This window comes from Streptomyces sp. DSM 106670 (assembly GCF_055792845.1).
This window is the reverse complement of record NZ_CM147704.1, coordinates 3799654-3824994: the sequence shown is the minus strand read 5'-3', so window position 1 is coordinate 3824994 and position 25341 is coordinate 3799654. Positions and strand designations below refer to the sequence as shown.

Genomic DNA, 25341 nt, shown 5'->3' with positions numbered 1-25341 from the left:
GTCGGTCACACTGGACGTGTGACCATAGGTGGGCCCACGCCTGCACAGAGTGACCCGGCGGGCAGTGACCGACAGTGACCTGCGGCGACGCACCACCAGCACGACGAGGCCCGGCTGCGCCTTCCCGGGGGTACGGCCCCCGGAGCCCCGACCATGCCCGAAGAAACGGCAGAAGAAGCAGCCCGCCCGAGCGGACCAGACCGACACACGAGGCCAGAAATACCGTGAACTTCACGCGTTGGAGCGCCCGCCTTCCCGGAACGCAGCGCCGAGCCGCCGCGCGGGACGACCGCAGCGCCGTGCCGGCGGCCCGAGCCGAGTACGCCCGGCCGGAGGGCTCGCCCGCCCAGCCGGACGACGCCTCCCCGGCGCCTTCCGGCCCCGCCCCGGCGGAGGCCCTGCCCGGGCCCGCCCTCGACGACCTCTCCGCCCGCGAGATCCTCGGCCGGCTCCCCGCCCCCGTCGCGCTGCTGCACGGCGCGGACCACCGCGTCGCCTACGTCAACGACGCGTACGAGGCCGCGTTCGGCCCCCGCCCGTCCGGCGTCCCCGCGGCCGAGGCCCTGCCCGAGCTCGCCCAGCTCAGCGTGCTCCCCCTGCTCGACCAGGTCCTGCGCAGCGGCACCGCGCGCACGGTCAAGTCCCGCAGGACCGCCGAGGGCGGCTCGTACACCGTGACCTGCACCCCGGTCGCCGCCTGGGACAGCGCGGAGGAGAAGGGGGACAAGGAGGACAAGGAGAACAAGGGGCCCGACAAGGGCGATGCCAAGGCGGACGCCAAGAAGGAGGGCGGCGTCCTCGTCTACGCGGCAGACGTCACCGACCACGCCGAAGCCGCCGAACGCCTGCGCACCAGCGAGCGCCGCCACCGCGAAACGGCCGTCACCCTCCAGCGCTCCCTCCTCCCGCAGGAGCTGGAACAGCCCGACGACCTCCGCATCGCCGCCACCTACCAGCCCGGCGGAACCGACGCCGCGGTCGGCGGCGACTGGTACGACGTCATCACCCTCGGCGCGGGCCGCACCGCCCTGGTCATCGGCGATGTGATGGGCCGCGGCGTCCGGGCCGCCGCCGTGATGGGCCAGCTCCGCACCGCCGTCCGCGCCTACGCCCGGCTCGACCTCCCGCCGCACGAGGTGATCCAGCTGCTGGACATCCTCGCCGCCGAGATCGACGCCAGCCAGATCGCCACCTGCGTCTACGCCGTCCATGATCCCAACGAGGGGCAGCTCGTCTACGCCTCCGCCGGACACCTCCCGATCCTCGTCTGCGACGAGGACGGCACGGTCCACCGCGCCGCCGACCCCACCGGGCCCCCGCTCGGCACCGGCGGCTGGGTCCACACCTCGGGCACCATCGCGCTGCCGCCCGGCTCCACCGCGGTCCTCTATACGGACGGCCTGGTCGAACGGCGCAGCGAGGACATCGACGAGGGCGTCGCCTCCCTGGCCCGCGCCCTCTCCGGCGCCAAGGGATCACCGCAGGTGGTGTGCGACCGGCTGATCCGCTCCCTGGGCGTGACCGCCGAGCACGACGACGACGTGGCGGTCCTGGTGGTCCAGCACCCCGCCCGTACGGGACCGAACGCGGAGCTGTTCCACAACGCCGCGCTCGATCTCCTCGGCGGCATCGAGGCCGCCCCGCGCGCCCGCGCCTTCGCCACCGGGGTCCTGACCTCCTGGCGCTTCCCGGTCGAACTCCGCGACCTGGGCGTCCTCGCCACCAGCGAGCTCGTCGCGAACTCCCTCCAGCACGGCACCCCGCCGATGCGCCTGGGGCTGCGCCGTACGGACCGCCGGCTGATCATCGAGGTCACCGACGGCGACGACCACCTGCCGCGCCGCCGCCAGGCCGAACCGGCGGACGAGGCGGGACGCGGCATCTCGATCATCGCCTCGATCGCCACCTCATGGGGCAGCCGGCGCACACCGGGCGGCGGAAAGGCGGTCTGGTGCGAGTTCGCCCTGCCGCGGTGAAACAGAGCGGCAGGGCGAACGTTCTTCGTCGGGTCCGGTCAGTGACCGGCGGAAGCCGAGGCGGGTGCGGGTGCGGTGTTCCCGGCGGGCACCGCGCCGTCCGGCCCCTCGGGCAGTGACACCGCCACCACCCGCGAGGGGACGCCGGCCAGCGACGGCTGATCCTGTACGGGGGTGAGCCGACGGCCCAGCCGCAGCGCGAGCACCGTGATGCCCAGCGAGAACAGCACGAACGTCACGATGTACGGGCCGTGCAGCGACGCCCCCATCGGCCCGCCGACGGCCGGACCGACCGCGAGCGCGAGCTGCTTGCACAGGGCGAACGCCGAGTTGTACTGCCCGACCATCGACTCCGGCGCCAGATCGGCGACCAGCGGGGCGACGGTCGGCGACAGCATCGCCTCCCCCAGCCCGAACAGCGCGTACGTCGAGATGAACGCGGCCGTCGCCATGGTCTGGCTGCCGTGCCCGAGCCCGGCGTAGCCCGCCACGATCCAGGCGAAGGCCCAGATCAGGCCGACCGCGGCGATGACCCGGCTGCGCCGCCGGCGCTCCACGAGCCGCAGCACGACGAACTGCGCCACGACGATGACCGCGGTGTTGGCGGCCAGCGCGAAGCCGAGGGTGGAGGGCTCGATCCCGGCGGCCTCCGTGCCGTACGCGGCGAGCCCGGACTCGAACTGCCCGTAGCAGGCGAAGAACAGCACGAACCCCAGCACGCACAGCTGCACCATGGCCCGGTGCGACAGCAGCGCCCGCAGCCCGCCGCCCTTCGCGGCGGACCCGTCCGCCGGCCTGGCGCCGCCGAGCGAAGCCGTACGCGGCATGCGCACGGTGGTCACGACGACACCGAGCACCACGAACATCGCGGCCTCGATCAGGAAGAGCATCGTGAAGCTCGCCGGACGGTCCACGTCCACCAGCTGCCCGCCGACGAGCCCGCCGAGGCCGAGCCCCAGGTTCTGCAGGAAGAACTGCATGGCGAAGGCGCGCGTACGGGTCGCGGTGCTGGAGCACCACACGAGCATCGTGGCGAGGGCCGGCTGCATGACGGCGGTCCCCGCACCGAGGACCGCGGCGGCCAGCACGGCGGCCGGAACGCTGCTCGCGAACCCCAGGGCGGCGGCGCCCACGGAGGCCAGAGCGGAGGCCACCACCAGCACGGGCAACGGGCCCCGCCGGTCGATGGCCCGCCCGGTGAACGGCAGAACGGCCAGCGCCGCCATCGCGAAGACCGCCAGGACGACCCCCGCCGTCCCGGCGCCCAGATCCCGTACCTGCGCCACGTAGACGTACAGATACGGAACGGTGAACCCGAGCCCGAACGCGCTCAGCGCGCTGCCCAGCTGGATCCGTCGCAGCGCTGCGCCCATCTCCCTGGTCACACTCACCTACCTCAAGGTTTCGAAGAAATCAGACTCGAAGACTTTAGCACTAAACTTAGAAGGTGAAAACTACAGCCTGAAGGACTTCAAGGGTGGTGGGGGCGTGTCATACTGCCCGCCATGTCTGAGAGCACCGAGGAGCCCGGCCCCAGCGAGCCGAGCCTCGACGAACAGATCGCCGCCTACCAGCGCGAGTTCCGCGACCTCGACCCGCAGGTCGAACAGGTGGTCTCCGCACTGGGCCGCCTGAACCGCCGGATGAACGTCGCGTACGGGAGGCAGGTCGCCGCCCTCGGCATCAGCAACGCCGAGTGGGAGGTCCTCAAGACCCTGGTCCTGGCGGGCGCCCCCTACCGGCTGGGCCCCGGCGAACTGGCGAAGCGCCTCGGTCTCACCCCGGCCGCCATGACCCACCGCATCGACCGGATGGCCGGCGAGGGCCTGGTCACCCGGGACCGCGACGAGAACAACCGGGTCCGCGTCATCGTCGAGCTGACCGACGAGGGCCGTACGAAGTGGCTCGAGGCGATGCGCATGGCGAGCGACTTCGAGGAGGACCTCCTCCAGGACCTGTCCGGCGACGAACGCGGCGTCCTCGGCGAACTGCTGGTCCGCCTCCTGCGCCGGGTGGAACACGCCCAGCCGGACGCCGGCGGCCGCCTCACCGACCTGGACTGACGGCCGCGCCGGAGGCCCCGAGGAGGCCACCGGGGGTGGGTTGACACACCCCTGGTGGATCCGTAAAGTTCTCCGAGTTGTCACGGAGCCGGAACGGTTCCGCGGCAGCCGATCCCGCCGCGAACGCGGCAACCAAACTTCAGCACGATCTCCCACTCGGGATGATTTCGGCATGCCGGAATTCATGACGAAGGCCCGATTATGAGCCGCCGGGAGAATCCGCTAGAGTTTGAGCGTCGGAACGGCCCAACAGCCGGGAAGACAAGCCCCGCTGACTGGGAATCAGGCCCGAAAGGATCTGATAGAGTCGGACTCGCCGGAAAGGGAAAACGCGAAAGCGAAGAACCTCGAAAGCACCCCGCTTCGACCGGGAATCGGACACGAAAGAGTCTGATAGAGTCGGAAACGCAAGAACGAAGGGAAGCGCCCGGAGGGCCCCGGTGAAACGGGACCGAAGGAAGCGTCCGTTCCTTGAGAACTCAACAGCGTGCCAAAAGTCAACGCCAGATATGTTGATACCCCGGCCTGCTTCGGCAGGTTGGTGGTTCCTTTGAAAGTCCTGCCGTTCCGCTCCTTGTGGGTGGCGGTAGGCAATAGCACAGCGAGGACGCTGTGAACAACGGGTCTTATTCCGACCGGTTGTTCCGCTCTCGTGATGTGTGCACCCGATTACGGGTAAACATTCACGGAGAGTTTGATCCTGGCTCAGGACGAACGCTGGCGGCGTGCTTAACACATGCAAGTCGAACGATGAAGCCTTTCGGGGTGGATTAGTGGCGAACGGGTGAGTAACACGTGGGCAATCTGCCCTTCACTCTGGGACAAGCCCTGGAAACGGGGTCTAATACCGGATAACACTCTGTCCCGCATGGGATGGGGTTAAAAGCTCCGGCGGTGAAGGATGAGCCCGCGGCCTATCAGCTTGTTGGTGGGGTAATGGCCTACCAAGGCGACGACGGGTAGCCGGCCTGAGAGGGCGACCGGCCACACTGGGACTGAGACACGGCCCAGACTCCTACGGGAGGCAGCAGTGGGGAATATTGCACAATGGGCGAAAGCCTGATGCAGCGACGCCGCGTGAGGGATGACGGCCTTCGGGTTGTAAACCTCTTTCAGCAGGGAAGAAGCGAAAGTGACGGTACCTGCAGAAGAAGCGCCGGCTAACTACGTGCCAGCAGCCGCGGTAATACGTAGGGCGCAAGCGTTGTCCGGAATTATTGGGCGTAAAGAGCTCGTAGGCGGCTTGTCACGTCGGATGTGAAAGCCCGGGGCTTAACCCCGGGTCTGCATTCGATACGGGCTAGCTAGAGTGTGGTAGGGGAGATCGGAATTCCTGGTGTAGCGGTGAAATGCGCAGATATCAGGAGGAACACCGGTGGCGAAGGCGGATCTCTGGGCCATTACTGACGCTGAGGAGCGAAAGCGTGGGGAGCGAACAGGATTAGATACCCTGGTAGTCCACGCCGTAAACGTTGGGAACTAGGTGTTGGCGACATTCCACGTCGTCGGTGCCGCAGCTAACGCATTAAGTTCCCCGCCTGGGGAGTACGGCCGCAAGGCTAAAACTCAAAGGAATTGACGGGGGCCCGCACAAGCAGCGGAGCATGTGGCTTAATTCGACGCAACGCGAAGAACCTTACCAAGGCTTGACATATACCGGAAAGCATCAGAGATGGTGCCCCCCTTGTGGTCGGTATACAGGTGGTGCATGGCTGTCGTCAGCTCGTGTCGTGAGATGTTGGGTTAAGTCCCGCAACGAGCGCAACCCTTGTTCTGTGTTGCCAGCATGCCCTTCGGGGTGATGGGGACTCACAGGAGACTGCCGGGGTCAACTCGGAGGAAGGTGGGGACGACGTCAAGTCATCATGCCCCTTATGTCTTGGGCTGCACACGTGCTACAATGGCCGGTACAATGAGCTGCGATGCCGCGAGGCGGAGCGAATCTCAAAAAGCCGGTCTCAGTTCGGATTGGGGTCTGCAACTCGACCCCATGAAGTCGGAGTTGCTAGTAATCGCAGATCAGCATTGCTGCGGTGAATACGTTCCCGGGCCTTGTACACACCGCCCGTCACGTCACGAAAGTCGGTAACACCCGAAGCCGGTGGCCCAACCCCTTGTGGGAGGGAGCTGTCGAAGGTGGGACTGGCGATTGGGACGAAGTCGTAACAAGGTAGCCGTACCGGAAGGTGCGGCTGGATCACCTCCTTTCTAAGGAGCATCTAGATTCCGTAAGGAATCCAGAGCCACTACGTCGGCAAATGTTCGACGGTGGTCAGCTCATGGGTGGAACGTTGACTATTCGGCACGGTGAGCACGGTTTCGTTAGTACTGCTTCGGCGTGGAAAACGGGAACGGGTTGATCGTGTCGGGCACGTTGTTGGGTGTCTGAGGGTGCGGCCGAAATGGCTGTCCTTCTGATCCGGTCCCAGTGAACTCGCCTGTTGTGGGTGGGGTGATGGGTGGCTGGTCGTTGTTTGAGAACTGCACAGTGGACGCGAGCATCTGTGGCCAAGTTTTTAAGGGCGCACGGTGGATGCCTTGGCACCAGGAACCGATGAAGGACGTGGGAGGCCACGATAGTCCCCGGGGAGCTGTCAACCAAGCTTTGATCCGGGGGTTTCCGAATGGGGAAACCCGGCAGTCGTCATGGGCTGTCACCCGCTGCTGAACACATAGGCAGTGTGGAGGGAACGAGGGGAAGTGAAACATCTCAGTACCCTCAGGAAGAGAAAACAACCGTGATTCCGGGAGTAGTGGCGAGCGAAACTGGATGAGGCCAAACCGTATGCGTGTGATACCCGGCAGGGGTTGCGCATGCGGGGTTGTGGGATCTCTCTTTTATAGTCTGCCGGCTGTGAGACGAGTCAGAAACCGTTGATGTAGGCGAAGGACATGCGAAAGGTCCGGCGTAGAGGGTAAGACCCCCGTAGCTGAAACATTAACGGCTCGTTTGAGAGACACCCAAGTAGCACGGGGCCCGAGAAATCCCGTGTGAATCTGGCGGGACCACCCGCTAAGCCTAAATATTCCCTGGTGACCGATAGCGGATAGTACCGTGAGGGAATGGTGAAAAGTACCGCGGGAGCGGAGTGAAATAGTACCTGAAACCGTGTGCCTACAAGCCGTGGGAGCGTCGCTGGCAGCACTTGTGCTGTCAGTCGTGACTGCGTGCCTTTTGAAGAATGAGCCTGCGAGTTAGCGGTGTGTAGCGAGGTTAACCCGTGTGGGGAAGCCGTAGCGAAAGCGAGTCCGAATAGGGCGTTTGAGTTGCACGCTCTAGACCCGAAGCGGAGTGATCTAGCCATGGGCAGGTTGAAGCGGAGGTAAGACTTCGTGGAGGACCGAACCCACCAGGGTTGAAAACCTGGGGGATGACCTGTGGTTAGGGGTGAAAGGCCAATCAAACTCCGTGATAGCTGGTTCTCCCCGAAATGCATTTAGGTGCAGCGTCGTGTGTTTCTTGCCGGAGGTAGAGCACTGGATAGGCGATGGGCCCTACCGGGTTACTGACCTTAGCCAAACTCCGAATGCCGGTAAGTGAGAGCGCGGCAGTGAGACTGTGGGGGATAAGCTCCATGGTCGAGAGGGAAACAGCCCAGAGCATCGACTAAGGCCCCTAAGCGTACGCTAAGTGGGAAAGGATGTGGAGTCGCAGAGACAACCAGGAGGTTGGCTTAGAAGCAGCCACCCTTGAAAGAGTGCGTAATAGCTCACTGGTCAAGTGATTCCGCGCCGACAATGTAGCGGGGCTCAAGCGTACCGCCGAAGTCGTGTCATTCACACATATAGGGCCAACGCCTGTGTGGATGGGTAGGGGAGCGTCGTGTGCCGGGTGAAGCAGCCGCGGAAGCGAGTTGTGGACGGTTCACGAGTGAGAATGCAGGCATGAGTAGCGATACACACGTGAGAAACGTGTGCGCCGATTGACTAAGGGTTCCTGGGTCAAGCTGATCTGCCCAGGGTAAGTCGGGACCTAAGGCGAGGCCGACAGGCGTAGTCGATGGACAACCGGTTGATATTCCGGTACCCGCTTTGAAACGCCCAGTACTGAATCAGGCGATGCTAAGTCCGTGAAGCCGGCCCGATCTCTTCGGAGTTGAGGGTAGTGGTGGAGCCGATGAACCAGACTTGTAGTAGGTAAGCGATGGGGTGACGCAGGAAGGTAGTCCAGCCCGGGCGGTGGTTGTCCCGGGGTAAGGGTGTAGCCCGTGTGGTAGGTAAATCCGTCACACGTTAAGGGTGAGACCTGATGCCGAGCCGATTGTGGTGAAGTGGATGATCCTATGCTGTCGAGAAAAGCCTCTAGCGAGTTTCATGGCGGCCCGTACCCTAAACCGACTCAGGTGGTCAGGTAGAGAATACCGAGGCGTTCGGGTGAACTATGGTTAAGGAACTCGGCAAAATGCCCCCGTAACTTCGGGAGAAGGGGGGCCATCACTGGTGATCCGATTTACTCGGTGAGCTGGGGGTGGCCGCAGAGACCAGCGAGAAGCGACTGTTTACTAAAAACACAGGTCCGTGCGAAGCCGTAAGGCGATGTATACGGACTGACGCCTGCCCGGTGCTGGAACGTTAAGGGGACCGGTTAGCTGACTTTCGGGTTGGCGAAGCTGAGAACTTAAGCGCCAGTAAACGGCGGTGGTAACTATAACCATCCTAAGGTAGCGAAATTCCTTGTCGGGTAAGTTCCGACCTGCACGAATGGCGTAACGACTTCTCGACTGTCTCAACCATAGGCCCGGTGAAATTGCACTACGAGTAAAGATGCTCGTTTCGCGCAGCAGGACGGAAAGACCCCGGGACCTTTACTATAGTTTGATATTGGTGTTCGGTTCGGCTTGTGTAGGATAGGTGGGAGACTTTGAAGCGGCCACGCCAGTGGTTGTGGAGTCGTCGTTGAAATACCACTCTGGTCGTGCTGGATGTCTAACCTGGGTCCGTGATCCGGATCAGGGACAGTGTCTGATGGGTAGTTTAACTGGGGCGGTTGCCTCCTAAAGAGTAACGGAGGCGCCCAAAGGTTCCCTCAGCCTGGTTGGTAATCAGGTGTTGAGTGTAAGTGCACAAGGGAGCTTGACTGTGAGACCGACGGGTCGAGCAGGGACGAAAGTCGGGACTAGTGATCCGGCAGTGGCTTGTGGAAGCGCTGTCGCTCAACGGATAAAAGGTACCCCGGGGATAACAGGCTGATCTTCCCCAAGAGTCCATATCGACGGGATGGTTTGGCACCTCGATGTCGGCTCGTCGCATCCTGGGGCTGGAGTCGGTCCCAAGGGTTGGGCTGTTCGCCCATTAAAGCGGTACGCGAGCTGGGTTTAGAACGTCGTGAGACAGTTCGGTCCCTATCCGCTGTGCGCGTAGGAATATTGAGAAGGGCTGTCCCTAGTACGAGAGGACCGGGACGGACGAACCTCTGGTGTGCCAGTTGTCCTGCCAAGGGCATGGCTGGTTGGCTACGTTCGGAAAGGATAACCGCTGAAAGCATCTAAGCGGGAAGCCTGCTTCGAGATGAGTATTCCCACCCTCTTGAGGGGTTAAGGCTCCCAGTAGACGACTGGGTTGATAGGCCAGATGTGGAAGCCCGGTAACGGGTGGAGCTGACTGGTACTAATAGGCCGAGGGCTTGTCCTCAGTTGCTCGCGTCCACTGTGTTAGTTCTGAAATAACGAACGGCCGTGTTTATGTCCGGTGTTCACAGTTTCATAGTGTTTCGGTGGTCATTGCGTTAGGGAAACGCCCGGTTACATTCCGAACCCGGAAGCTAAGCCTTTCAGCGCCGATGGTACTGCAGGGGGGACCCTGTGGGAGAGTAGGACGCCGCCGAACAATTTTTCCGGGAAAGCCCCGCACCTTTTGGTGCGGGGCTTTTCTGCGTTCCGGGGCCCTTACGCACTGTCACATGGGGGTGACCAGGCGGGTGTCGTAGGCGAGGATCACTGCCTGGACGCGGTCCCTTGCGCCTGTTTTGGCGAGGATGCGGGTCACGTGCGTCTTCACCGTGGACTCGGCGAGGTGGAGGCGGGTGGCGATTTCCGTGTTGGACCAGCCCTGGCCGATGAGGGTGAGGATTTCCCGTTCCCGTTCCGTCAGTGCGGTGATGCGTGGGTCCGACGCGGTCGGTGCGCCGGGTACGGCCGGGAGGTGGTGGACGTACGCGTCGAGGAGACGGCGCGTCAGGGTCGGGGCGACCACCGCGTCGCCGGCGGCCACCGCACGTATGCCGGCGAGGAGTTCCTCGGGCAGGGCGTCCTTGACCAGGAAGCCGCTGGCCCCGGCGCGCAGACCGTCGTAGGCGTACGCGTCGAGGTCGAAGGTCGTGACGATCAGGATGCGGGTGCCGGCACCCGAGGCGATGATGCGCCGGGTCGCCTCGATGCCGTCCAGGCCCGGCATCCGGATGTCCATCAGCACGACGTCCGGGTGGTGGCGGGCGACCAGGTTGACGGCCTCGGTGCCGTTGCCCGCCTCGCCGACGACCGTCATGTCGTCCTGGCTCTCCAGCAGCATGCGGAAGCCGAAGCGCTGCATCGGCTGGTCGTCCGCGATGACTACGGTCGTCACGGGTGTGTGTCCTCCAGGGGAAGTCGGAGCCGTATCTGCCATCCGCCGTGGTCCGGCAGCGGGCCCGCTTCGAGGGTGCCGTCGTACAGTGCGGCGCGTTCCCGCATGCCCATGATGCCCATGATGCCCTGGGCCGGCAGGGGGGCTTCCGCCGCGTCTGCGGTCGTGCCCGCTGTCGTGCCCGCTGTCGTGCCGGGGCCGGTTCCGGTGCCCGTATCGGTGATGTGGGCGTCCAGGTGTGTGCGCGAGCAGGTGAGTGTGACCGTCGCGGACGTGGGGCCGGTGGCGTGTTTGAGGGTGTTGGTCAGGGCTTCCTGGACCACGCGGTACACGGTGAGTTGGCGGCCCGGGGTGAGGGCCGCCCGCAGGGGGGCGCCGTTCAGTTCCAGGTGGACGGTCAGGCCTGCCCGGCGTACGCGGTCGATGAGGGGGGCCAGTTCGTCGAGTGTGGGCTGGGGGGTGCGGTCGGCGTCGGGGTGGTCGTCGCGCAGGACGCCCAGGAGGCGGCGGAGTTCGGAGAGGGCCTGTCTGCTGGTGGTGCCGATGGCTTCCAGCGCCTGGCCCGCGCGTTCCGGGTTCTTCCGGGCCGCGTACGCGCCACCGTCCGCGAGGCCCGTGATGACGGAGAGGTTGTGGCCGATGATGTCGTGCATCTCCCGTGCGATGCGGGTGCGTTCGGCGGCGGCGGCGAGCCGGGCCTGCTGGTCGCGTTCGTGTTCCAGCCGGTGAGCGCGCTCGACCAGGGCCTCCGTGTACTCGCGCCGGGTGCGTACCGCGATGCCCAGAAGCACCACGAACACCAGGCCCCAGACGTACGAGACCACCTCCTGACCCCAGCCGGCGGGGATGCGGATGCCGCCGGCCAGGACCGGGACGACGAACAGCAGGGCCGCCGCCCCGACCGTACGGAGGGACGAGCGCAGCACGATCTGGAAGACCGGGATCAGCTGGAGGAGGGCGGCCTGCACCACGGCCCCCGTCCAGATGTTGACGACCGACACCGGTGCCATCAGGAGGAGTACGGCCAGCGGGTGCGTGCGGCGCCACAGCAGGGGCAGCGAGAAGCCGAGGCTCATCAGGAGCACCAGGAACTCGGGGGCCGTCACGTCGTCGTGCGCGACGGTCCGCCAGCCGCCGGAGGTGTAGTCGAGCACCGCCGCCACGACCCAGAACGCGGTCACCGCGGCGTCCCAGACCCGTGGCCGGTGTCGGTCGAAGGCGCGGAGACGGTCCAGGGAGTCGCGGATGATCCGGGTGAGCGGAGCGGTCGTCGTACCGCCGGGGCCTCGGGGGTGGTACGTCACCTGGTCGCCTCTCCTCGGGTGTCAGACGTCGCGGCGCTTGAGCGCCAGTGCTGCCGCTGCCAGCGTCGTGCCCGCCCACAGCGACAGGGCGAGCAGGGCGGGGCCCGGGGAGATGGTGCCCGGGATGGGGGTGGCCGAGCCCAGGGCGCCGGTGGCCTGGGTGGGAAAGTACATGATGGCGCGCTCGACGGCGTCGTACGGGAGCATCCCGAGGACCTCCGGCAGGATCATGACGCCGCCGATGACCGCGCCGATCGCCCCGGGCACGGAGCGCAGCAGTGCGCCGAGGCCGAGCGCGATCAGGCCCATCAGGGTGAGGGCGCCGGCGTTGCCCGCCAGGGCGCGCAGGATGCCCGGGTCGGTGAACGAGGCGGCCTGGTCGGTGTCGTGGAGGAAAGCCTGGGCCGCCGCGAACGTGACCAGGGCCGTCGCGAACATGACCGTGAAGACGGTGGCGGCGAACACCGCGGCCTTGGCCCACAGGACGGGGAGCCGGGCGGGTACGGCGGTGAGCGAGGAGCGGATCATGCCCGTCGCGTATTCGCCCGCGGTCATCAGGATGCCCAGGACGATCAGGCACAGCTGGCCGAGCATGCTGCCGTACAGCGTCAGGACGACCGTGTCGATGTCGGAGTCCCCGCCGCCGGAGGTGTACGTCCCGCCCATGATCAGCCCGACGCCCAGGACCATGACGACCGCCGAGATGACGGTGATCCAGGTGGAGCGCAGGGAACGGAGCTTGTGCCATTCCGAGCGCAGGACGTGGGTGGGGGTGATGCGGTACGGCGAGGGCGAGGGCGAGGGCCGTGGTGGTGTGGGGTGGGTTGTGGTCATGCCGCTGCTCCGATGCGGTGGTGGTGCGCGCGGTGGTCCACCGATTCCTGGGTGAGGTCCATGAACGCCTGCTCCAACGACACGGTCTGCGGTGTCAGTTCGTGCAGCGTGATCGCGTGTGTGGCGGCGATGCTCCCGATGTGTGTGGCGTCCGCGCCTCGGATGCGGAGTTCCTGGGCCGGGGGGCCGGTGGTGGAGGCGGGGGTGGCGGTGATGGTCACGTCCGGGGCCGCCAGGTGTGCGCTCAGTTCCTCCGGCTGTGGGGTGACGACCTTGACGGACTGGCCGCCCGCCGAGCGGATCAGCTCGGCCACGGTGGTGTCGGCGAGGAGCTTGCCGCGGCCGATGACGATCAGGTGGTCGGCGGTGAGGGCCATCTCGCTCATCAGGTGGGAGGAGACGAGGACCGTACGGCCTTCGGCGGCGAGGGAGGTGAGGAGGGTGCGGATCCACAGGACGCCTTCGGGGTCCAGGCCGTTGACCGGTTCGTCCAGGATGACGGTCGCGGGGTCGCCGAGGAGTGCGGCGGCGATGCCGAGTCGTTGGCCCATGCCGAGCGAGAAGCCCTTGACCCTTCGGCGGGCGGCGCCGGTCAGCCCGGCGAGGTCGATGACCTCCTCGACGCGGCGGCGCGGGATGCCGTGGGTGTGGGCGAGGGCGATGAGGTGGTCGAGGGCGGACCGGCCCGGGTGGACGGAGCGGGCCTCCAGCAGGGCGCCGACCTGGGTGAGGGGCGCGGGGTGGGTGGCGTAGGAGCGGCCGTTGACGGTGGAGCGGCCGCGGGTCGGGGCGTCGAGGCCGAGCAGCATGCGCATCGTCGTGGACTTTCCGGCTCCGTTGGGGCCGAGGAAGCCGGTGACCGTGCCGGGGCGGACGGTGAAGTCGAGGTCCTGGACGACGGTTCTGTCGCCGTACCGTTTGGTGAGTCCGTGTGCCGTGATCATGCGGTCGACGCTACGGAGCGGGCGGGGCGCGGTCGTCCGACCGGGGGTGGGACGTGGGCCGGGGCGTAGTACCGGGGTACGACGGGGGTCCCGGTGGGGTGCCGGTGGGCTTAGTCGGTTGAGTGTGGAGCGGGCGGGGGTGAGGATCGGGGCATGGACTATGTGATGCGTGCGGTGCGGGCCGATGAATGGCCGCAGGTCAGGCAGCTGCGGCTGGATGCTCTCAAGGACCCGGCGGCGCCGGTGGCGTTCCTGGAGTCGTACGAGGAGGCGGTGGCACGGCCGGACGTCTTCTGGCGGGAGCGCGCTGCCGCCGCGGCCGAGGACGGGGGCGGCCGGGTCCGGCAGTTCGTCGCGGAGTCGCCGGACGGGGTGTGGGTGGGCACGGTGACCGTGCTCGTCGAGAGCCCGGAGGACGATACGCGGTTCGGGGAGGCTTCGGCGGTGGATCAGGCGCACCTGGTCGGTGTGTTCGTCCGCCCCGAGGTGCGGGGGACCGGGGTGACGGACGCGCTGTTCCGCGAGGCCGTCGCGTGGGCCTGGTCGCTGTCCGCGCCCCGGATGGAGCGGGTGCGCCTCCATGTGCACGAGAAGAACCCTCGGGCCGCCGCCTTCTACCGGCGGTTCGGATTCGTCCCCTCCGGGCAGCGGATTCCGGCCCCGGGCGGGCGGGGCGAGCAGGAGCTGGAGTACGTCCTGGGGCGGGAGGCGTAAGGGGAGGCGCGGCGGGGGCTTGGCGGGAGTTTCGGTGCGGTGTGCTGGGGGTGTTGCCCGGCCGGGGCTCGGGGCGGGGCCTGTGGGGCTTGCCTAGCCGATGCCCGGGGCCGGGGCGTGCAGGGCTTCCTGCCAGCGGGCGCGGCCCTGTTCCCGGGAGCGGAGCAGTACCAGGGCGGGCATGCCCCGGGTCTGGCCGGTCGCCAGGAGTTCCGGGAGCTGGGGCAGCGGGGCCACGGCCGCGACGTCGTCGAGGACGAGCGTCATTGGTGGGTCGAGCCGACCGGCGGATGACCGTGCGGCCATGCGGCGGCCGTGCTCGACCACGTCTGCGGCGAGCGCGGTGAGGAGGGGCATCGCGCCGGGGCGGGCACGGGGATCCTCGATGGGTTCGCCCACCAGGTAGAGCGTTCCCCCTTCGTCCGCAAAAGATTCCAGCGCGAGGGAATCCGCTCGGTTCGCCGTGCAGGCCTCGCGGATGTGCACCGTGGACAGTGCGGCGAACGCCCGTACCGTCAGTTCCTGGGCCACTTCCCGCCGTTCCGGATAGGCCGTGAGCGCGGACTCCAGCAGCCCGGCGAGTCCGGACGCGGCCTTGGGGTGCGTACGGAGGAGGCGTACCGGTTCGTGGGCGCCGGCTCCGGAGGCCCAGCGCAGGACCTGGCGGAAGGGGCGGCCGTCCACCGCGGCGGCGTGCAGCCAGCACTGAAGGAGCGTCTGCGCCGTGTCGGCCACCGCCGCGTCGATCCGGGCCTGCGGGCGTACCGGGGCGAGCAGGGCGGCCGCGCGTGCGGCGGCGACGTCGGGGAGCTCGCAGCCCGCGGTGGGCGACCAGTGGAGGCGGGCCGGGGTGTCGCAGAGGTGGCCCGGGTCGTAGACGAGGACCGGGCCGAGCTTGCCGCGTGCGTCCTTCGTCTCGGCCCAGACGGTGGGGTCCGAGGTGACGACGAGTGCGGGGCCTTCGGCGTCGTGGATCGCCTGGACGACGGTGGGGCGCCGGTCGGAGGCGGGGGCGTAGACGAGGAGAGGGGTGCGGGGGGAGGGGAGGAGAGCCGCGCCTGTTCCGGGGAGAGGGCGGGTGTCTTCGGTCGCGGGCGGGGTTGCGGCTGGGGGGTGGGGTGTTGCTGGTGGTGGTGCTGGTGTCGCTGCGGGTGTCGCCGGTGCTGGTGCTTGCGCCGGTGCCTGTGGGGCTTTTGTTTGTGCTGGGGGCGGTGTCGGCTTGTGTGGCGTGAACGACCGTTCCTCGCGGCGCCGTTCCCGTACCGCCCGGCCACGGGCCACGACTCCGAGCGTGAACACCGTGAGGACCACCAGCACCATCAGTCCGCCGATGAACAGGCCCCAGAACAGCCCGTATCCGGAGAGCTGGGCCGGAGGTGTCTGCGGCCAGGCGGCGGGGAGGTCCTGAGGGGCGGTGGCCAGTTCGCGCAGGGCGAGCGGGGAGCGGGTGAATGTCACGCCGTCCGGCCAGGCCCCGTGGGAGAAGAGCCCGGCCAGGCCGGTGGCCGTCCAGGCGACCAGGGTGGCCGCGAGGAAGAGGGCCAGGAGGCCGATCAGCAGGCCGTCCGGGATGCCGCCGCTGCCCTGGGGTCGGCCGTCGTAACCGTCGTGATGCGCGCGGCCGTTGTCCCGGCCCCGCGGTGGTCGGCGTGCCATGTCATGCCACCGTTGACTCTGACGACTCGTTGATCCGTTGCTGGTTCTCGATCCGGGCCGCCCGTTGCTCCGCCTCCAGTTCGGCGGCGCGGATGTCCTCGGGGAGCAGGTCGTCCGTCGAGCCCTCGGTCATGGCGCGGTCGGTGAAGACCAGGGGGCGTTCGGCCTCGGTGATCAGGTGTTTGACGACCTGGACGTTGCCGTTGACGTCCCAGACGGCGATGCCGGGGGTGAGGGTCGGGATGATCTCGACGGCCCAGCGGGGCAGGCCGATGACCCGGCCGGTCGCTCTGGCCTCGTCCGACTTCTGGGCGTAGATCGTGCGGGTGGAGGCCATCTTGAGGATGGCCGCCGCTTCCTTCGCCGCGGCTCCGTCCACCACGTCGCTGAGGTGGTGGACGACGGCGACGAAGGAGAGGCCGAGGCGGCGTCCGAACTTCAGCAGGCGCTGGAAGAGCTGGGCGACGAAGGGCGAGTTGATGATGTGCCACGCCTCCTCGACCAGGAAGATGCGCTTCTTGCGGTCGGGCCTGATCCAGGTGTGTTCCAGCCAGACGCCCACGATGGCCATGAGGATCGGCATCGCGATCGAGTTGCGGTCGATGTGCGAGAGGTCGAAGACGATGAGGGGTGCGTCGAGGTCGATGCCGACGGTGGTCGGGCCGTCGAACATGCCGCGCAGGTCACCGTCGACGAGCCGGTCCAGGACGAGGGCGACGTCCAGGCCCCAGGCCCGTACATCGTCTATGTCGACGTTCATCGCCTCGGCGGACTCGGGCTCCGGGTGGCGCAGTTGCTCCACGATGTCCATCAGGACCGGCTGGCGGTCGGTGATGGTCGCGGTGACGTAGGCGTGGGCGACCTTGAGCGCGAAGCCGGAACGTTCGTCGAGGCCGTGGCCCATGGCGACTTCGATGATCGTCCGGAGCAGGGCGAGCTGGCCGGTGGTGGTGATGGAGGGGTCGAGGGGGTTGAGGCGGATGCCGCCGTTGAGCGCTGCGGTGGGGTCCAGGCGGATGGGGGTTATGCCCAGCTCCTGGGCGATGAGGTTCCATTCGCCGACGCCGTCCTCGCCCTGGGCGTCCAAGACGACGACCTGACGGTCGCGGAAGCGGAGCTGGCGCAGGACGTACGTCTTCTCCAGCGCGGACTTGCCGTTGCCGGACTCGCCGAGGACGAGCCAGTGGGGGGCGGGGAGCTGTTGTCCGTACAGCTGGAAGGGGTCGTAGATGTAGCCCTTGCCGCTGTAGACCTCGCGGCCGATGATCACGCCGCTGTCGCCGAGGCCGGGGGCGGCGGTGGGGAGGTAGACGGCCTGGGCCTGGCCCGTGGACGTACGGACGGGGAGGCGGGTGGTCTCCACCTTGCCGAAGAGGAAGGAGGTGAAGGCATCCGACAATGCGGACAGGGGGTCTCGCATGGCGTGGGTGCCCTCTCTTGTCGCGGGTGGCTGTGTTGATCTTGCGGGTGGTGCCGGTGTCAGCGGCGGATGCCGGTGGCGAACGGGAGCGTGTTCACGAAGGCCCGGTGGTGCTCGCGGTCGCACCATTCCAGCTTGAGGTACGACTTGCCGGCCGAGGCGCGGATCGTGCGCTTGTCGCGGGCGAGTGCCTCGGGTGAACGGGACGACACCGTGATGTACCCCACCAGGTTCACTCCGGCCGCGCCGCTGGCGAGATCTTCACCCCGCTGGTCGAGCCGGCCGTGGGCGGCGATGTCGCGGGGGTCGACCGTGCGGTTCATCTTGGCCTGGCGGCTGGCCTCGGCGTCGTCGTTGGTCTTCTCGGTCAGCATGCGTTCGATGGCGACCTCGGTGGGTTCGAGGTCCATGCAGACGGCGACCGTACGGATGACGTCGGGGGTGTGGACGAGGAGCGGGGCGAGGAAGTTGACGCCGACGGGGGTCATCGGCCATTCCTTCACCCAGGCGGTGGCGTGGCACCAGGGGGCGCGGGTGGTGGACTCGCGGGTCTTGGCCTGGAGGAACGTGGGCTCGACGGCGTCCAGTTCGGCGGGCCAGGCGTTGCGCTTGGTCATGGCCTGGATGTGGTCGATGGGGTGGTCGGGGTCGTACATGGAGTGCACGAGGGAGGCCAGGCGGCTCTGGCCGAGCGGCTGGCGGACGCGGATGTCGGCCTCGGCGAGGCGGGCGCAGATGTCGGTGAGCTCGCGGGCCATGACGACGGCGAGGCCGGCGTCGCGGTCGAGCTTGCGGCCGCCGTGGGGGCGGGCGGCGCGGGCCATGGCGTTGGCCTCGGCGGCCAGTTCGCGGCTGTAGTGCATGCAGGCGACGAGGTAGGCGCGGTGCTGCTCGCTGGAGGTGGAGACCATGGACTGGAGCTGGTCGTAGGAGTCCTGGAGCCAGCCGGGGGCCGTCTTGTCGCCGCGCTGGGCGACGTCCTTGGCGTGGGCGTCGGGGTCGGCGGGGAGGGTACGGGCGAGCATCTGGAGGCGGGTGACGAAGCCGTCGCCGTTGGCCACGTGCTTGAGGAGGGTGCCGAAGCGGTCGACGAGCGCTTCCTGGTCCTCGCTGTCGCGGAGGCCGACGCCGGGGCCCTCGATCTCGATGGCGGCGGTGACGGTGCGCCGGTCGGCGTGGAGGAGTACGGCGATCTCGTCGGGGCCGAAGGGGGCGGCGAGCCAGCTGATCCGGCCGATGCCGGGGGGCGGGCCGATCTCGACCTCACGGCCGTCGGCGCTGACGCCCGCTTCCATGGCGCCGGAGCGGTAGGCGGTGCCGCGGCGCAGGGAGCGCTTGAAGCTGCGGTTGATCTCGAACCACTTGTAGAAGGTCCGGCCCTTGTACGGGACGTACACGATGGCGAGGGCCAGCATGGGGAAGCCCACGAGGCAGACGATGCGCAGGGAGAGGACCGGGACGAGGAGTCCGCTCATCATGCCGAGGAACGCGCCGACGATGATCAGGGCGATCTCGCCGGTCTCGCGGTTCTTGCCGACGATCGCGTTCGGCCGGGCGCGGCCGATGAGATACGTGCGGCGGGGCGCCATCGTGTGGGACTGGGTCGTCAACGCCCGCCACCTCCTGTGCTCGAGTTACCTGTGGTGCCGAAGCCGCCTCCGCCTCGGGGGGAGCGGCCGCTGTGGGGGGTCCCGGAGGTGGGTGCGGACCCGCTGCGGGGGGAGGGTGCGGCGGAGGGGACGGATCCGCCGCCTCCGCCTCCGCCGGAGGTACGGGAGCTGTGGGCGGCGACGCCGCCGCTGGCCGGGTTGGCGGGGCGGGCGCCTCCGCCTCCGCCGCTGTTCTGGTCGTTGCGGCCGCTGTGGGTCTTGATGCCCTGGGAGACGAGGGCGGCCGGGGAGCTGATCAGGGCGGCGGCCTGGGCGCCGTCGGTGGCCTGCTTGCGGTTGGTGCGGGCGCCCTGGATCTCGTCGCCGAAGCCGGGGACGAAGCGGTAGATCATGGCGGAGGCGAAGATGGCGAGCAGGATGATGGAGAGGCCGGAGACGACGGCGGAGAAGGCGTCGGGGCCGTCGCCCGCGGAGAGTGCTCCGGCGAGGCCGAGGACGATGACGATGACCGGCTTGACCATGATCACCGCGATCATGATGCCGGCCCAGCGGCGGACGTGGCCCCACATGTTCTTGTCGACGAGGCCGGCGTAGACGACGATGCCGAGGAGCGCGCCGACGTAGAGCAGGGCGGCGCGGATCACGAGCTCCAGCCACAGGATGCCGGCGGCGAGGATCGAGACGAGCGAGACGACGATCAGCATGATCGGTCCGCCGCCGATGTCCTCGCCCTTCTTGAGGGCCTCGGCGAACGAGCCGAAGAAGACGTCGGTCTGGCCGCCGGTGGCGGAGGAGATGACCTCGGTGACGCCGTCGGTGGCGGAGACGATCGTGTAGAGGATCAGCGGGGTGAAGGCCGAGGCGAGGACGGTGAGCCAGAGGAAGCCGACGGCCTCGGAGATCGCGGTGGTGAGGGGGACGCCGCGGATGGCGCGCTTGGCCACGGCGAGGAGCCAGAGGACCAGGGTGAGGACGGTGGAGGCCGCGAAGATGACGGCGTACTGCTGGAGGAACTTGGGGTTGGTGAAGTCGACGTTGGCCGTGGACTCGACGGCCTCGCTGAGCTTGCCGACGATCCAGGAGGCGGCGTCGGCGCAGCCTCGGGCCAGGGAGGAGAGGGGGTCGAGGGATTCCGAAGCGTCGGGAGAACCCGGCACGCCGTCGGACGCCCCGGCGCCGTCGCCCTCCTCGCAGTACTTCTTCACCTCACCGAACAGAAGGCTGCAGTCCTCGTTGCTGCTCGGTGACGGCGTCGGGGTAGGAGTCGGGGTCGGTTCGGCGGCCGCGCGTCCGGCGAACGCCAGAGCGGCTGCGTGCAGTCCGATCAGCGCGGTGACCACCGAACGGAAGCGGTACTTGGGGCTACCTGGCATAAGTGAAGCCTCCGTACTCCTCGACGGCCTTGCTGATCACGTCGGACTTGGAAGCGGCGACATCGCCGGGGACGGGCGCCGGGCCGTCGCTCTCGGATGCGGCGGTCACTTTCCAGTCACCGCCCGACCACGACAACTGAGCCGTCCACGTCTTCCAGGTGGTGCTCACCGGCTTGGTGGAGTCCTGTCCGGACATGCCGACGAGACCCGTGTACCAGACAGCTACCTTTGCGGTGTCGCCTTCGAACGCCAGGACCTTCGTGCCCACGGGAACGGTCCGAGAGATGAAGGTGCTGCCCTCCGGGGCGTTGCCCTCGGGGTCGAGACCGAGGTGTGCGAGGAACTCGGTCGAGTAGGCCTGGTCCTGGGGCGCTCTGATCTTGTCCGCCGCGGCAGGCGAGTAGACGGTGTCGAGGATCCGGTCGCGGCTTTCCTTCGTGAACATCTCCGCCGACCCCAGCGCTACCGCGTAGTTCGCCGCCGCGCTCTGCGCCCCCTGCTCGTCGTGGGCGAAGCCGGAGGCGATCGTGCCGTTCTTGCCCTGGACGGGCTTGGTGCCGGTGGGTGCCGTGGGGGTGCTGCCCGCGGTTCCACGGCTCTTGGCGCCCGGGGACGCGGCGTCGTCGCTGCCGCCGCCGCGGTTCGCGATGGCGATGGCGGCGACGAGGAGGACCACGACGGCGGTGATCGTCACGAGCGAGCGGGAGTTGCGGACGGGGCGGCGCGCGTGGGGGTGGCCCGGGTCGCCGTCGGGGAGACGGGTACGGGTCTGACGGGTGCCGCCGAGGGTGCTGTACGGGTCGTCCGAGCGGCTCCCCTGGTCCTTGCCGCGGTAATCGTGCTCGTCACCGGGACTCATGCCGCGTTCGCTCCCTCGGTCGTGTGCAGATCCGCGCAGGACGACGGTAGCTGTGCTGGTTGCCGCTTGAGCGCGGTGTGGTGACTCGACATCAGGGAAACGCAACCTCAGCCGGTGGGCACGACGGGCGGATGGTGGGGAGCGGGCTGGGACGGCCCGGACGGGTGTGGCCGGCGGTGGGTCAGACGGCCATTCCGTACACGATGGTGAACAGGGTGCCCAAGGAGCCGATGATGAAGACTCCGGTCAGCCCCGCCACGATCAGGCCCTTGCCCTGCTCGGCGCTGAACGTGTCGCGCAGTGCCGTCGCTCCGATGCGCTGCTTCGCCGCGCCCCAGATCGCGATGCCGAGGCAGAGCAGGATGGCGATGGCCATCACCACCTCGATCATGATGCGCGCCTCGTTGCCCAGCGTCCCGAACGGCCCCCAGTCCGGAGCGATTCCGCCGATGATGGTGGTGATGTCGCCCTTCTCTGCTGCCAGGATCATGTAAGTCACCGCCCCTGTTGGGTAGTTCGCTGCCCGTGCCGTGCGGCACGGGTCGCCTTCTATCTTCGCTGATGAAACCGCGCTCGCACGACGCCTTCCCGGGTCTCTTTACCCGGATCTCGCACGTTTGACCGGGGCGGCCGCCCTGACCTGCGGCTCGTCCTGGCTCCCCATGCATATGCCTGGTTACTCTGTGTATCACGGGGTGTGACCAGGAGCAACGACGGTGGCCATGGGTTCTGATGCGGTCGCAGCGTTCGCGGGGCACGGCGTGTTCGTATGCGCCGTTCGAGAGCCGTCGGTGCGCCGGTCGGCACCATGTTCGATGTTTCGTCAGGCCGGCCTGGTGCGGCGGTAGTAGGAGACGGTGACGGCCCCGAGGAGCGGACCCCAGAGGACGAGCGGCTGGTAGATGACACCGACCAGGAGCCGGCCGGTGGGGGTCATGTCCGTGTGGGGGTACGTCCACCACAGCGGCATGGCGGCCCAGATCGCCGTCAGCGCGAGGGCCCCGGCGGCGGCCGGTACGACGGCGGCCAGGGGGCGGACGGGACGGCCGCCGACAAGAGGTATCCAGCGGGGCACCGTTTCGCCCCACGGCCGCACCAGGCCGAGGGACAGCAGGGCGAGCAGCTCGCAGACGACGCTCAGCGTCAGCATCCACAGCTTGGCGCCCGGGGTGTCGAACGGTACGAAGCCCGCCGCGGTGTACCCGGACGGGAACCCGAAGACCATCGCCAGCCGCCACAGTCCGGTCGGCAGCACGATCAGCGTGATCAGCTGCGCACAGCGGACCGCCCAGGGGGGTGCGGGCGGGGGAGGGGTGGGGGTGGTGTGGTCGGTGCCGTCGGTGGGGCGTTCCTGTCGGGATCGCGTCATACGTTCCATCGTGGTCCGGGGGGTGTGGCGTGGCGTCAGCTTCTGATCCGGCGTGCGCTGTTCTGCGGTACGAGGCCGGGGGCCGGGCCTCCGCCGCGCGGCGGAGGAGCGCACGGCAGTGGTGTACCTGTGGCTGAGGGGCTGTGCCTTGTCTGTTCTCTGTCCTCACGCTCGGCTCCCCTTCGTTCGGGTGAACCGCAGGGCTCCGCGGGATCGGCGGCCCCGCTTCGCCCGGCCGGGAATCACGGGGCCGGGTGGGTACGGAGCCGGGGCGCCTGCGCGTTGACGGGCGGCATGTCGCGCACCGCGGATTTGGCACAGTGCCGCTCCACGATCAGGAGAACGGTGTGAACGGGGTGAGCGGTGTGGGCGGAGTAACCGTGGTCGGGCAGCCGAACGACGGCTGGGAGCGGCTGGGGGCGCCGGTCGGATCTGCGGCTTCGGTGGGGGCGGCCGGAGACGGGGATCTCCTGCACAGCGGCGGTCCGTGGCAGCGGGCCGCCGGTGGGGCCGACCAGCTGGTCACGCACCTCGGCCCGGTGAAGAGCGAACTGGCGGCGGCGCACCAAGGCTTGATCGCCGGGGCCGGAGCGCTGTCCGCCGTGGCCGAGCTGAGCACCGTGCGGGCCTCGTGGGAGCGCCGGATCGAGGCGGCGCGCCGCGAGTGCGGGAGCCTCGCCGGGAGTCTGCGAGGAGTCGTCCAGGCGCAGACACGGACGAACGAGGGGGTGAGAAACGACTTCGACAGGGTGAAGGCGCAGAGCGGTGGCGGCGCCCGGTGAGCGGACGGAGCGGCGGGGCGGGTTCCGCGCTGACCTGGTCCGCGTTACGTGACGTGAAGTGCGCCGAGCTGGAGGAGGCCGCGGACGGCTGGGGCCGGGTGAGCAACCGTGCCGACGCGGCCCGGGACCGTATCGAGGGCCGGATGCTGCCCGGGCTGCGCGATACGCAGAAGGGGGAGGCGGTGGGGGCGGCCGAGGGGCGGCTGCGCCGGCTGGGGGTGAACTTCCAGTACATCTATACCGAGTGCGGGCTGCTGCGGACCGCGCTGAACAGCCTGGCCCATGAGATCAAGGCCCAGCAGCGGGTGTTGCAGGGGGCGCTGGACGATGCGGAGGCGCTGAAGTTCACGGTGCACGCGGACGGTTCGGTGACGTATCCGGCGGCGGGCGAGGGCCTGGTCGACGGGAAGCCGCTGGCGGGCGGGACGGCGTCCGGGGTTCCGAACCCGGGCATGGTCACCCCCTCGGGGCTCGTCGCGCCCAACCCGAACGCGGGCAAGGCCCAGGACATCGCGGACCGCGTGGCGCGGGCGGTGCGGACGGCGGCCGATGCGGACTGGCGGTACGCCAGGATCCTGCGGTCGCTGAAGGCGCATGAGGGGTTGGCCGTTCCGGCCGCGACGTGGACGGACGCCGCGGCCGATGCGGCGGCGGTGCGGCAGGCGGCGCAGAACTACCTGAAGGACGCGATCCCGCACGACGCGAGTCCCGCCGAGCGCAAGGAGTGGTGGGCCGGTCTGACGGACGAACAGCGCGAGGAGTACCTCGCGGTGTACCCGGACCGGATCGGAAACCTGGACGGGATTCCTGCCCTGGTCCGGGACGCGGCGAACCGGGACAACCTTCAGCTGTTGATGGGGAAGCTGGAGGGGCGGGACGACGACGAATCGGCGACGAAGCTTGCGGCGTTGCGGGAGATCGACCGGCAGCTGCGGGCGGTGCCGAAGCCGGGGGAGCCGCCGATGTATTTGCTCGGGATCGGCGATCAGGGGAACGGCCGGGCGATCGTTTCTTACGGGAATCCGGATACCTCGCGGAATGTGGCGGCTTATGTGCCGGGGCTGAATACGTCGTTGGATGAGGAGTTTGCGCAGGGGGATCTGAAGCGGGCGCGTGACACGGCTGCCGCAGCGCGGGAAATCGACCACGCGAGTGCGGTGATCACCTGGCTGGGATATGACGCGCCGCAGAGCCCGGACGGCTTGAGTAGTTTGGCTGTTGCCGGAACCGCGCGGGCGGAGACCGGTGGTCGTGCGTTTAACGGCTTCATGGCAGGAATGGTGGCCTCGAATGATCACGATGATCCTCACCTGACGGCTATTGGGCACTCCTATGGGTCCCGAACCGTCGGAGCGGCAACCCAACAGGGCGACGGCATCCCCGGCGTGACGGACATTGTCCTGGTCGGTAGTCCGGGCCTGGGTGTGGATCACGCGAAGGACCTGCGGGTGGGGAGCGACCACGTCTACGTGGGGGCAGCTGAGAACGACGTGGTCACCAAGCTCCCGTCGAAGGGGCACGGAGTGATCTCCGGGCTTGGGCATGCGCTCGGACCGGCAGGTTCGCTGGCTGTGGATTTGGCGAACAGAGGCGACGACGGGTTGTGGTTCGGAAGAGACCCGGCGAGCGAAGAGTTCGGCGGGCGACGCTTTGGCGCGGACGCAGGGCCGCCATTGGTCGGCCCAGGGGGTCTTTCCATCGATGCGCACTCACAGTACTTCGATCCGGAGCTGGACTCCTCCTCCGCCGGCAGTATCGCTTTGGTCACCGCAGGGCGCGGACACATGATCAAACCGGAGCAAGCGCGGTGACGCTGCTTGCGCGGGCTCTGATTTCAGCGGCACTCCTCGGCCTGGCATCGACCGGGTGTGCCTCC

17 protein-coding genes and 3 rRNA genes are annotated in these 25341 nt (G+C 68.1%); 8 read left to right on the top strand and 12 right to left on the bottom strand.

Annotation, left to right across the window (positions count from 1 at the left end; all coding sequences use genetic code 11):
- Positions 1–224: 224 nt before the first annotated feature.
- Positions 225–1976, top strand: a complete 1752-nt coding sequence (locus tag ACSMXR_RS16965) for an ATP-binding SpoIIE family protein phosphatase (RefSeq protein ID WP_473172247.1) — start codon at positions 225–227, stop codon at positions 1974–1976.
- A 38-nt stretch (positions 1977–2014) separates the two neighbouring features.
- On the opposite strand, the gene ACSMXR_RS16960 is transcribed toward ACSMXR_RS16965, so the two are convergent.
- Positions 2015–3349, bottom strand: a complete 1335-nt coding sequence (locus ACSMXR_RS16960) for an MFS transporter (RefSeq protein ID WP_137235439.1) — start codon at positions 3347–3349, stop codon at positions 2015–2017.
- A 132-nt stretch (positions 3350–3481) separates the two neighbouring features.
- On the opposite strand from ACSMXR_RS16960, the gene ACSMXR_RS16955 reads away from it, so the two are divergent.
- The 4 genes from ACSMXR_RS16955 (at position 3482) to rrf (ending at position 9865) form a co-directional block, all read left to right on the top strand.
- Positions 3482–4039, top strand: a complete 558-nt coding sequence (locus ACSMXR_RS16955; RefSeq protein ID WP_007456156.1) for a MarR family winged helix-turn-helix transcriptional regulator — start codon at positions 3482–3484, stop codon at positions 4037–4039.
- Positions 4040–4721: 682 nt separating this feature from the next.
- Positions 4722–6247, top strand: a 16S ribosomal RNA gene (locus tag ACSMXR_RS16950).
- A gap of 298 nt (positions 6248–6545) precedes the next feature.
- Positions 6546–9670, top strand: a 23S ribosomal RNA gene (locus tag ACSMXR_RS16945).
- A 78-nt stretch (positions 9671–9748) separates the two neighbouring features.
- Positions 9749–9865 (top strand): 5S ribosomal RNA (gene rrf, locus ACSMXR_RS16940).
- The 16S, 23S and 5S rRNA genes sit together here, the layout of an rRNA operon.
- Before the next feature lie 69 nt (positions 9866–9934).
- Here the strand turns inward: rrf and ACSMXR_RS16935 are convergent.
- Genes ACSMXR_RS16935 through ACSMXR_RS16920 form a run of 4 tightly spaced genes read right to left on the bottom strand, consistent with a single transcriptional unit; the run spans position 9935 to position 13682 of the window.
- On the bottom strand, positions 9935–10600 hold the full coding sequence (locus tag ACSMXR_RS16935; protein WP_473172246.1) for a response regulator: 666 nt from the start codon (positions 10598–10600) through the stop codon (positions 9935–9937).
- Positions 10597–11904 carry a sensor histidine kinase gene (locus tag ACSMXR_RS16930; protein WP_473172245.1) on the bottom strand — a complete coding sequence of 436 codons (1308 nt, stop codon included), beginning with the start codon at positions 11902–11904 and terminating at the stop codon, positions 10597–10599. Before ACSMXR_RS16930 ends, ACSMXR_RS16935 begins: the two co-directional genes overlap by 4 nt.
- Positions 11905–11925: 21 nt before the next feature.
- Entirely contained in the window at positions 11926–12738 is an 813-nt protein-coding gene (locus ACSMXR_RS16925; RefSeq protein WP_473172244.1) for an ABC transporter permease, read from the bottom strand.
- Complete coding sequence (locus tag ACSMXR_RS16920; RefSeq protein ID WP_473172243.1) at positions 12735–13682, bottom strand: ABC transporter ATP-binding protein; 948 nt, start codon at positions 13680–13682, stop codon at positions 12735–12737. The genes ACSMXR_RS16925 and ACSMXR_RS16920 overlap by 4 nt, the downstream gene beginning before the upstream one ends.
- Before the next feature lie 153 nt (positions 13683–13835).
- On the opposite strand from ACSMXR_RS16920, the gene ACSMXR_RS16915 reads away from it, so the two are divergent.
- Complete coding sequence (locus tag ACSMXR_RS16915) at positions 13836–14396, top strand: GNAT family N-acetyltransferase (protein WP_473172242.1); 561 nt, start codon at positions 13836–13838, stop codon at positions 14394–14396.
- 93 nt (positions 14397–14489) lie between these two features.
- Here ACSMXR_RS16915 and ACSMXR_RS16910 read toward each other — a convergent pair whose 3' ends face one another.
- From ACSMXR_RS16910 to ACSMXR_RS16880, 7 genes are all read right to left on the bottom strand, one after another.
- Positions 14490–16052: a type IV secretory system conjugative DNA transfer family protein gene (locus ACSMXR_RS16910; RefSeq protein ID WP_473172241.1), complete on the bottom strand. Its 1563-nt coding sequence runs from the start codon at positions 16050–16052 to the stop codon at positions 14490–14492.
- Between the two features lies 1 nt (position 16053).
- On the bottom strand, positions 16054–17472 hold the full coding sequence (locus ACSMXR_RS16905; protein WP_103512599.1) for an ATP-binding protein: 1419 nt from the start codon (positions 17470–17472) through the stop codon (positions 16054–16056).
- Between the two features lie 59 nt (positions 17473–17531).
- On the bottom strand, positions 17532–19082 hold the full coding sequence (locus ACSMXR_RS16900; protein WP_137235540.1) for an SCO6880 family protein: 1551 nt from the start codon (positions 19080–19082) through the stop codon (positions 17532–17534).
- Positions 19079–20455 carry a hypothetical protein gene (locus ACSMXR_RS16895; protein ID WP_473172240.1) on the bottom strand — a complete coding sequence of 459 codons (1377 nt, stop codon included), beginning with the start codon at positions 20453–20455 and terminating at the stop codon, positions 19079–19081. Before ACSMXR_RS16895 ends, ACSMXR_RS16900 begins: the two co-directional genes overlap by 4 nt.
- The gene (locus tag ACSMXR_RS16890; RefSeq protein ID WP_364891404.1) at positions 20445–21314 is read right to left on the bottom strand and encodes a DUF8175 domain-containg protein; all 870 of its coding nucleotides are present in this window, start codon (positions 21312–21314) and stop codon (positions 20445–20447) included. Before ACSMXR_RS16890 ends, ACSMXR_RS16895 begins: the two co-directional genes overlap by 11 nt.
- 181 nt (positions 21315–21495) lie before the next feature.
- Complete coding sequence (locus ACSMXR_RS16885) at positions 21496–21804, bottom strand: hypothetical protein (RefSeq protein WP_003968086.1); 309 nt, start codon at positions 21802–21804, stop codon at positions 21496–21498.
- A gap of 333 nt (positions 21805–22137) precedes the next feature.
- Entirely contained in the window at positions 22138–22683 is a 546-nt protein-coding gene (locus tag ACSMXR_RS16880) for a hypothetical protein (RefSeq protein WP_473172239.1), read from the bottom strand.
- 356 nt (positions 22684–23039) lie between these two features.
- Between ACSMXR_RS16880 and ACSMXR_RS16875 the strand changes: the two genes are divergently transcribed.
- Both ACSMXR_RS16875 and ACSMXR_RS16870 read left to right on the top strand, forming a co-directional pair.
- Positions 23040–23465, top strand: coding sequence for a hypothetical protein (locus ACSMXR_RS16875; protein ID WP_240806123.1), 426 nt, complete (start codon positions 23040–23042; stop codon positions 23463–23465).
- Entirely contained in the window at positions 23462–25276 is a 1815-nt protein-coding gene (locus ACSMXR_RS16870; protein WP_473172238.1) for an alpha/beta hydrolase, read from the top strand. Before ACSMXR_RS16875 ends, ACSMXR_RS16870 begins: the two co-directional genes overlap by 4 nt.
- Positions 25277–25341: the final 65 nt, after the last annotated feature.

What these genes read in the sequence shown, in the direction of transcription:
- ACSMXR_RS16960 (WP_137235439.1), bottom strand. Translation starts at nt 3,349, where the DNA reads ATGGGCGCAGCGCTGCGACGGATCCAGCTGGGCAGCGCGCTGAGCGCG.
- ACSMXR_RS16955 (WP_007456156.1), top strand. Translation starts at nt 3,482, where the DNA reads ATGTCTGAGAGCACCGAGGAGCCCGGCCCCAGCGAGCCGAGCCTCGAC.
- ACSMXR_RS16925 (WP_473172244.1), bottom strand. Translation starts at nt 12,738, where the DNA reads ATGACCACAACCCACCCCACACCACCACGGCCCTCGCCCTCGCCCTCG.
- ACSMXR_RS16920 (WP_473172243.1), bottom strand. Translation starts at nt 13,682, where the DNA reads ATGATCACGGCACACGGACTCACCAAACGGTACGGCGACAGAACCGTC.
- ACSMXR_RS16915 (WP_473172242.1), top strand. Translation starts at nt 13,836, where the DNA reads ATGGACTATGTGATGCGTGCGGTGCGGGCCGATGAATGGCCGCAGGTC.
- ACSMXR_RS16910 (WP_473172241.1), bottom strand. Translation starts at nt 16,052, where the DNA reads ATGGCACGCCGACCACCGCGGGGCCGGGACAACGGCCGCGCGCATCAC.
- ACSMXR_RS16905 (WP_103512599.1), bottom strand. Translation starts at nt 17,472, where the DNA reads ATGCGAGACCCCCTGTCCGCATTGTCGGATGCCTTCACCTCCTTCCTC.
- ACSMXR_RS16895 (WP_473172240.1), bottom strand. Translation starts at nt 20,455, where the DNA reads ATGCCAGGTAGCCCCAAGTACCGCTTCCGTTCGGTGGTCACCGCGCTG.
- ACSMXR_RS16890 (WP_364891404.1), bottom strand. Translation starts at nt 21,314, where the DNA reads ATGAGTCCCGGTGACGAGCACGATTACCGCGGCAAGGACCAGGGGAGC.
- ACSMXR_RS16885 (WP_003968086.1), bottom strand. Translation starts at nt 21,804, where the DNA reads ATGATCCTGGCAGCAGAGAAGGGCGACATCACCACCATCATCGGCGGA.
- ACSMXR_RS16880 (WP_473172239.1), bottom strand. Translation starts at nt 22,683, where the DNA reads ATGACGCGATCCCGACAGGAACGCCCCACCGACGGCACCGACCACACC.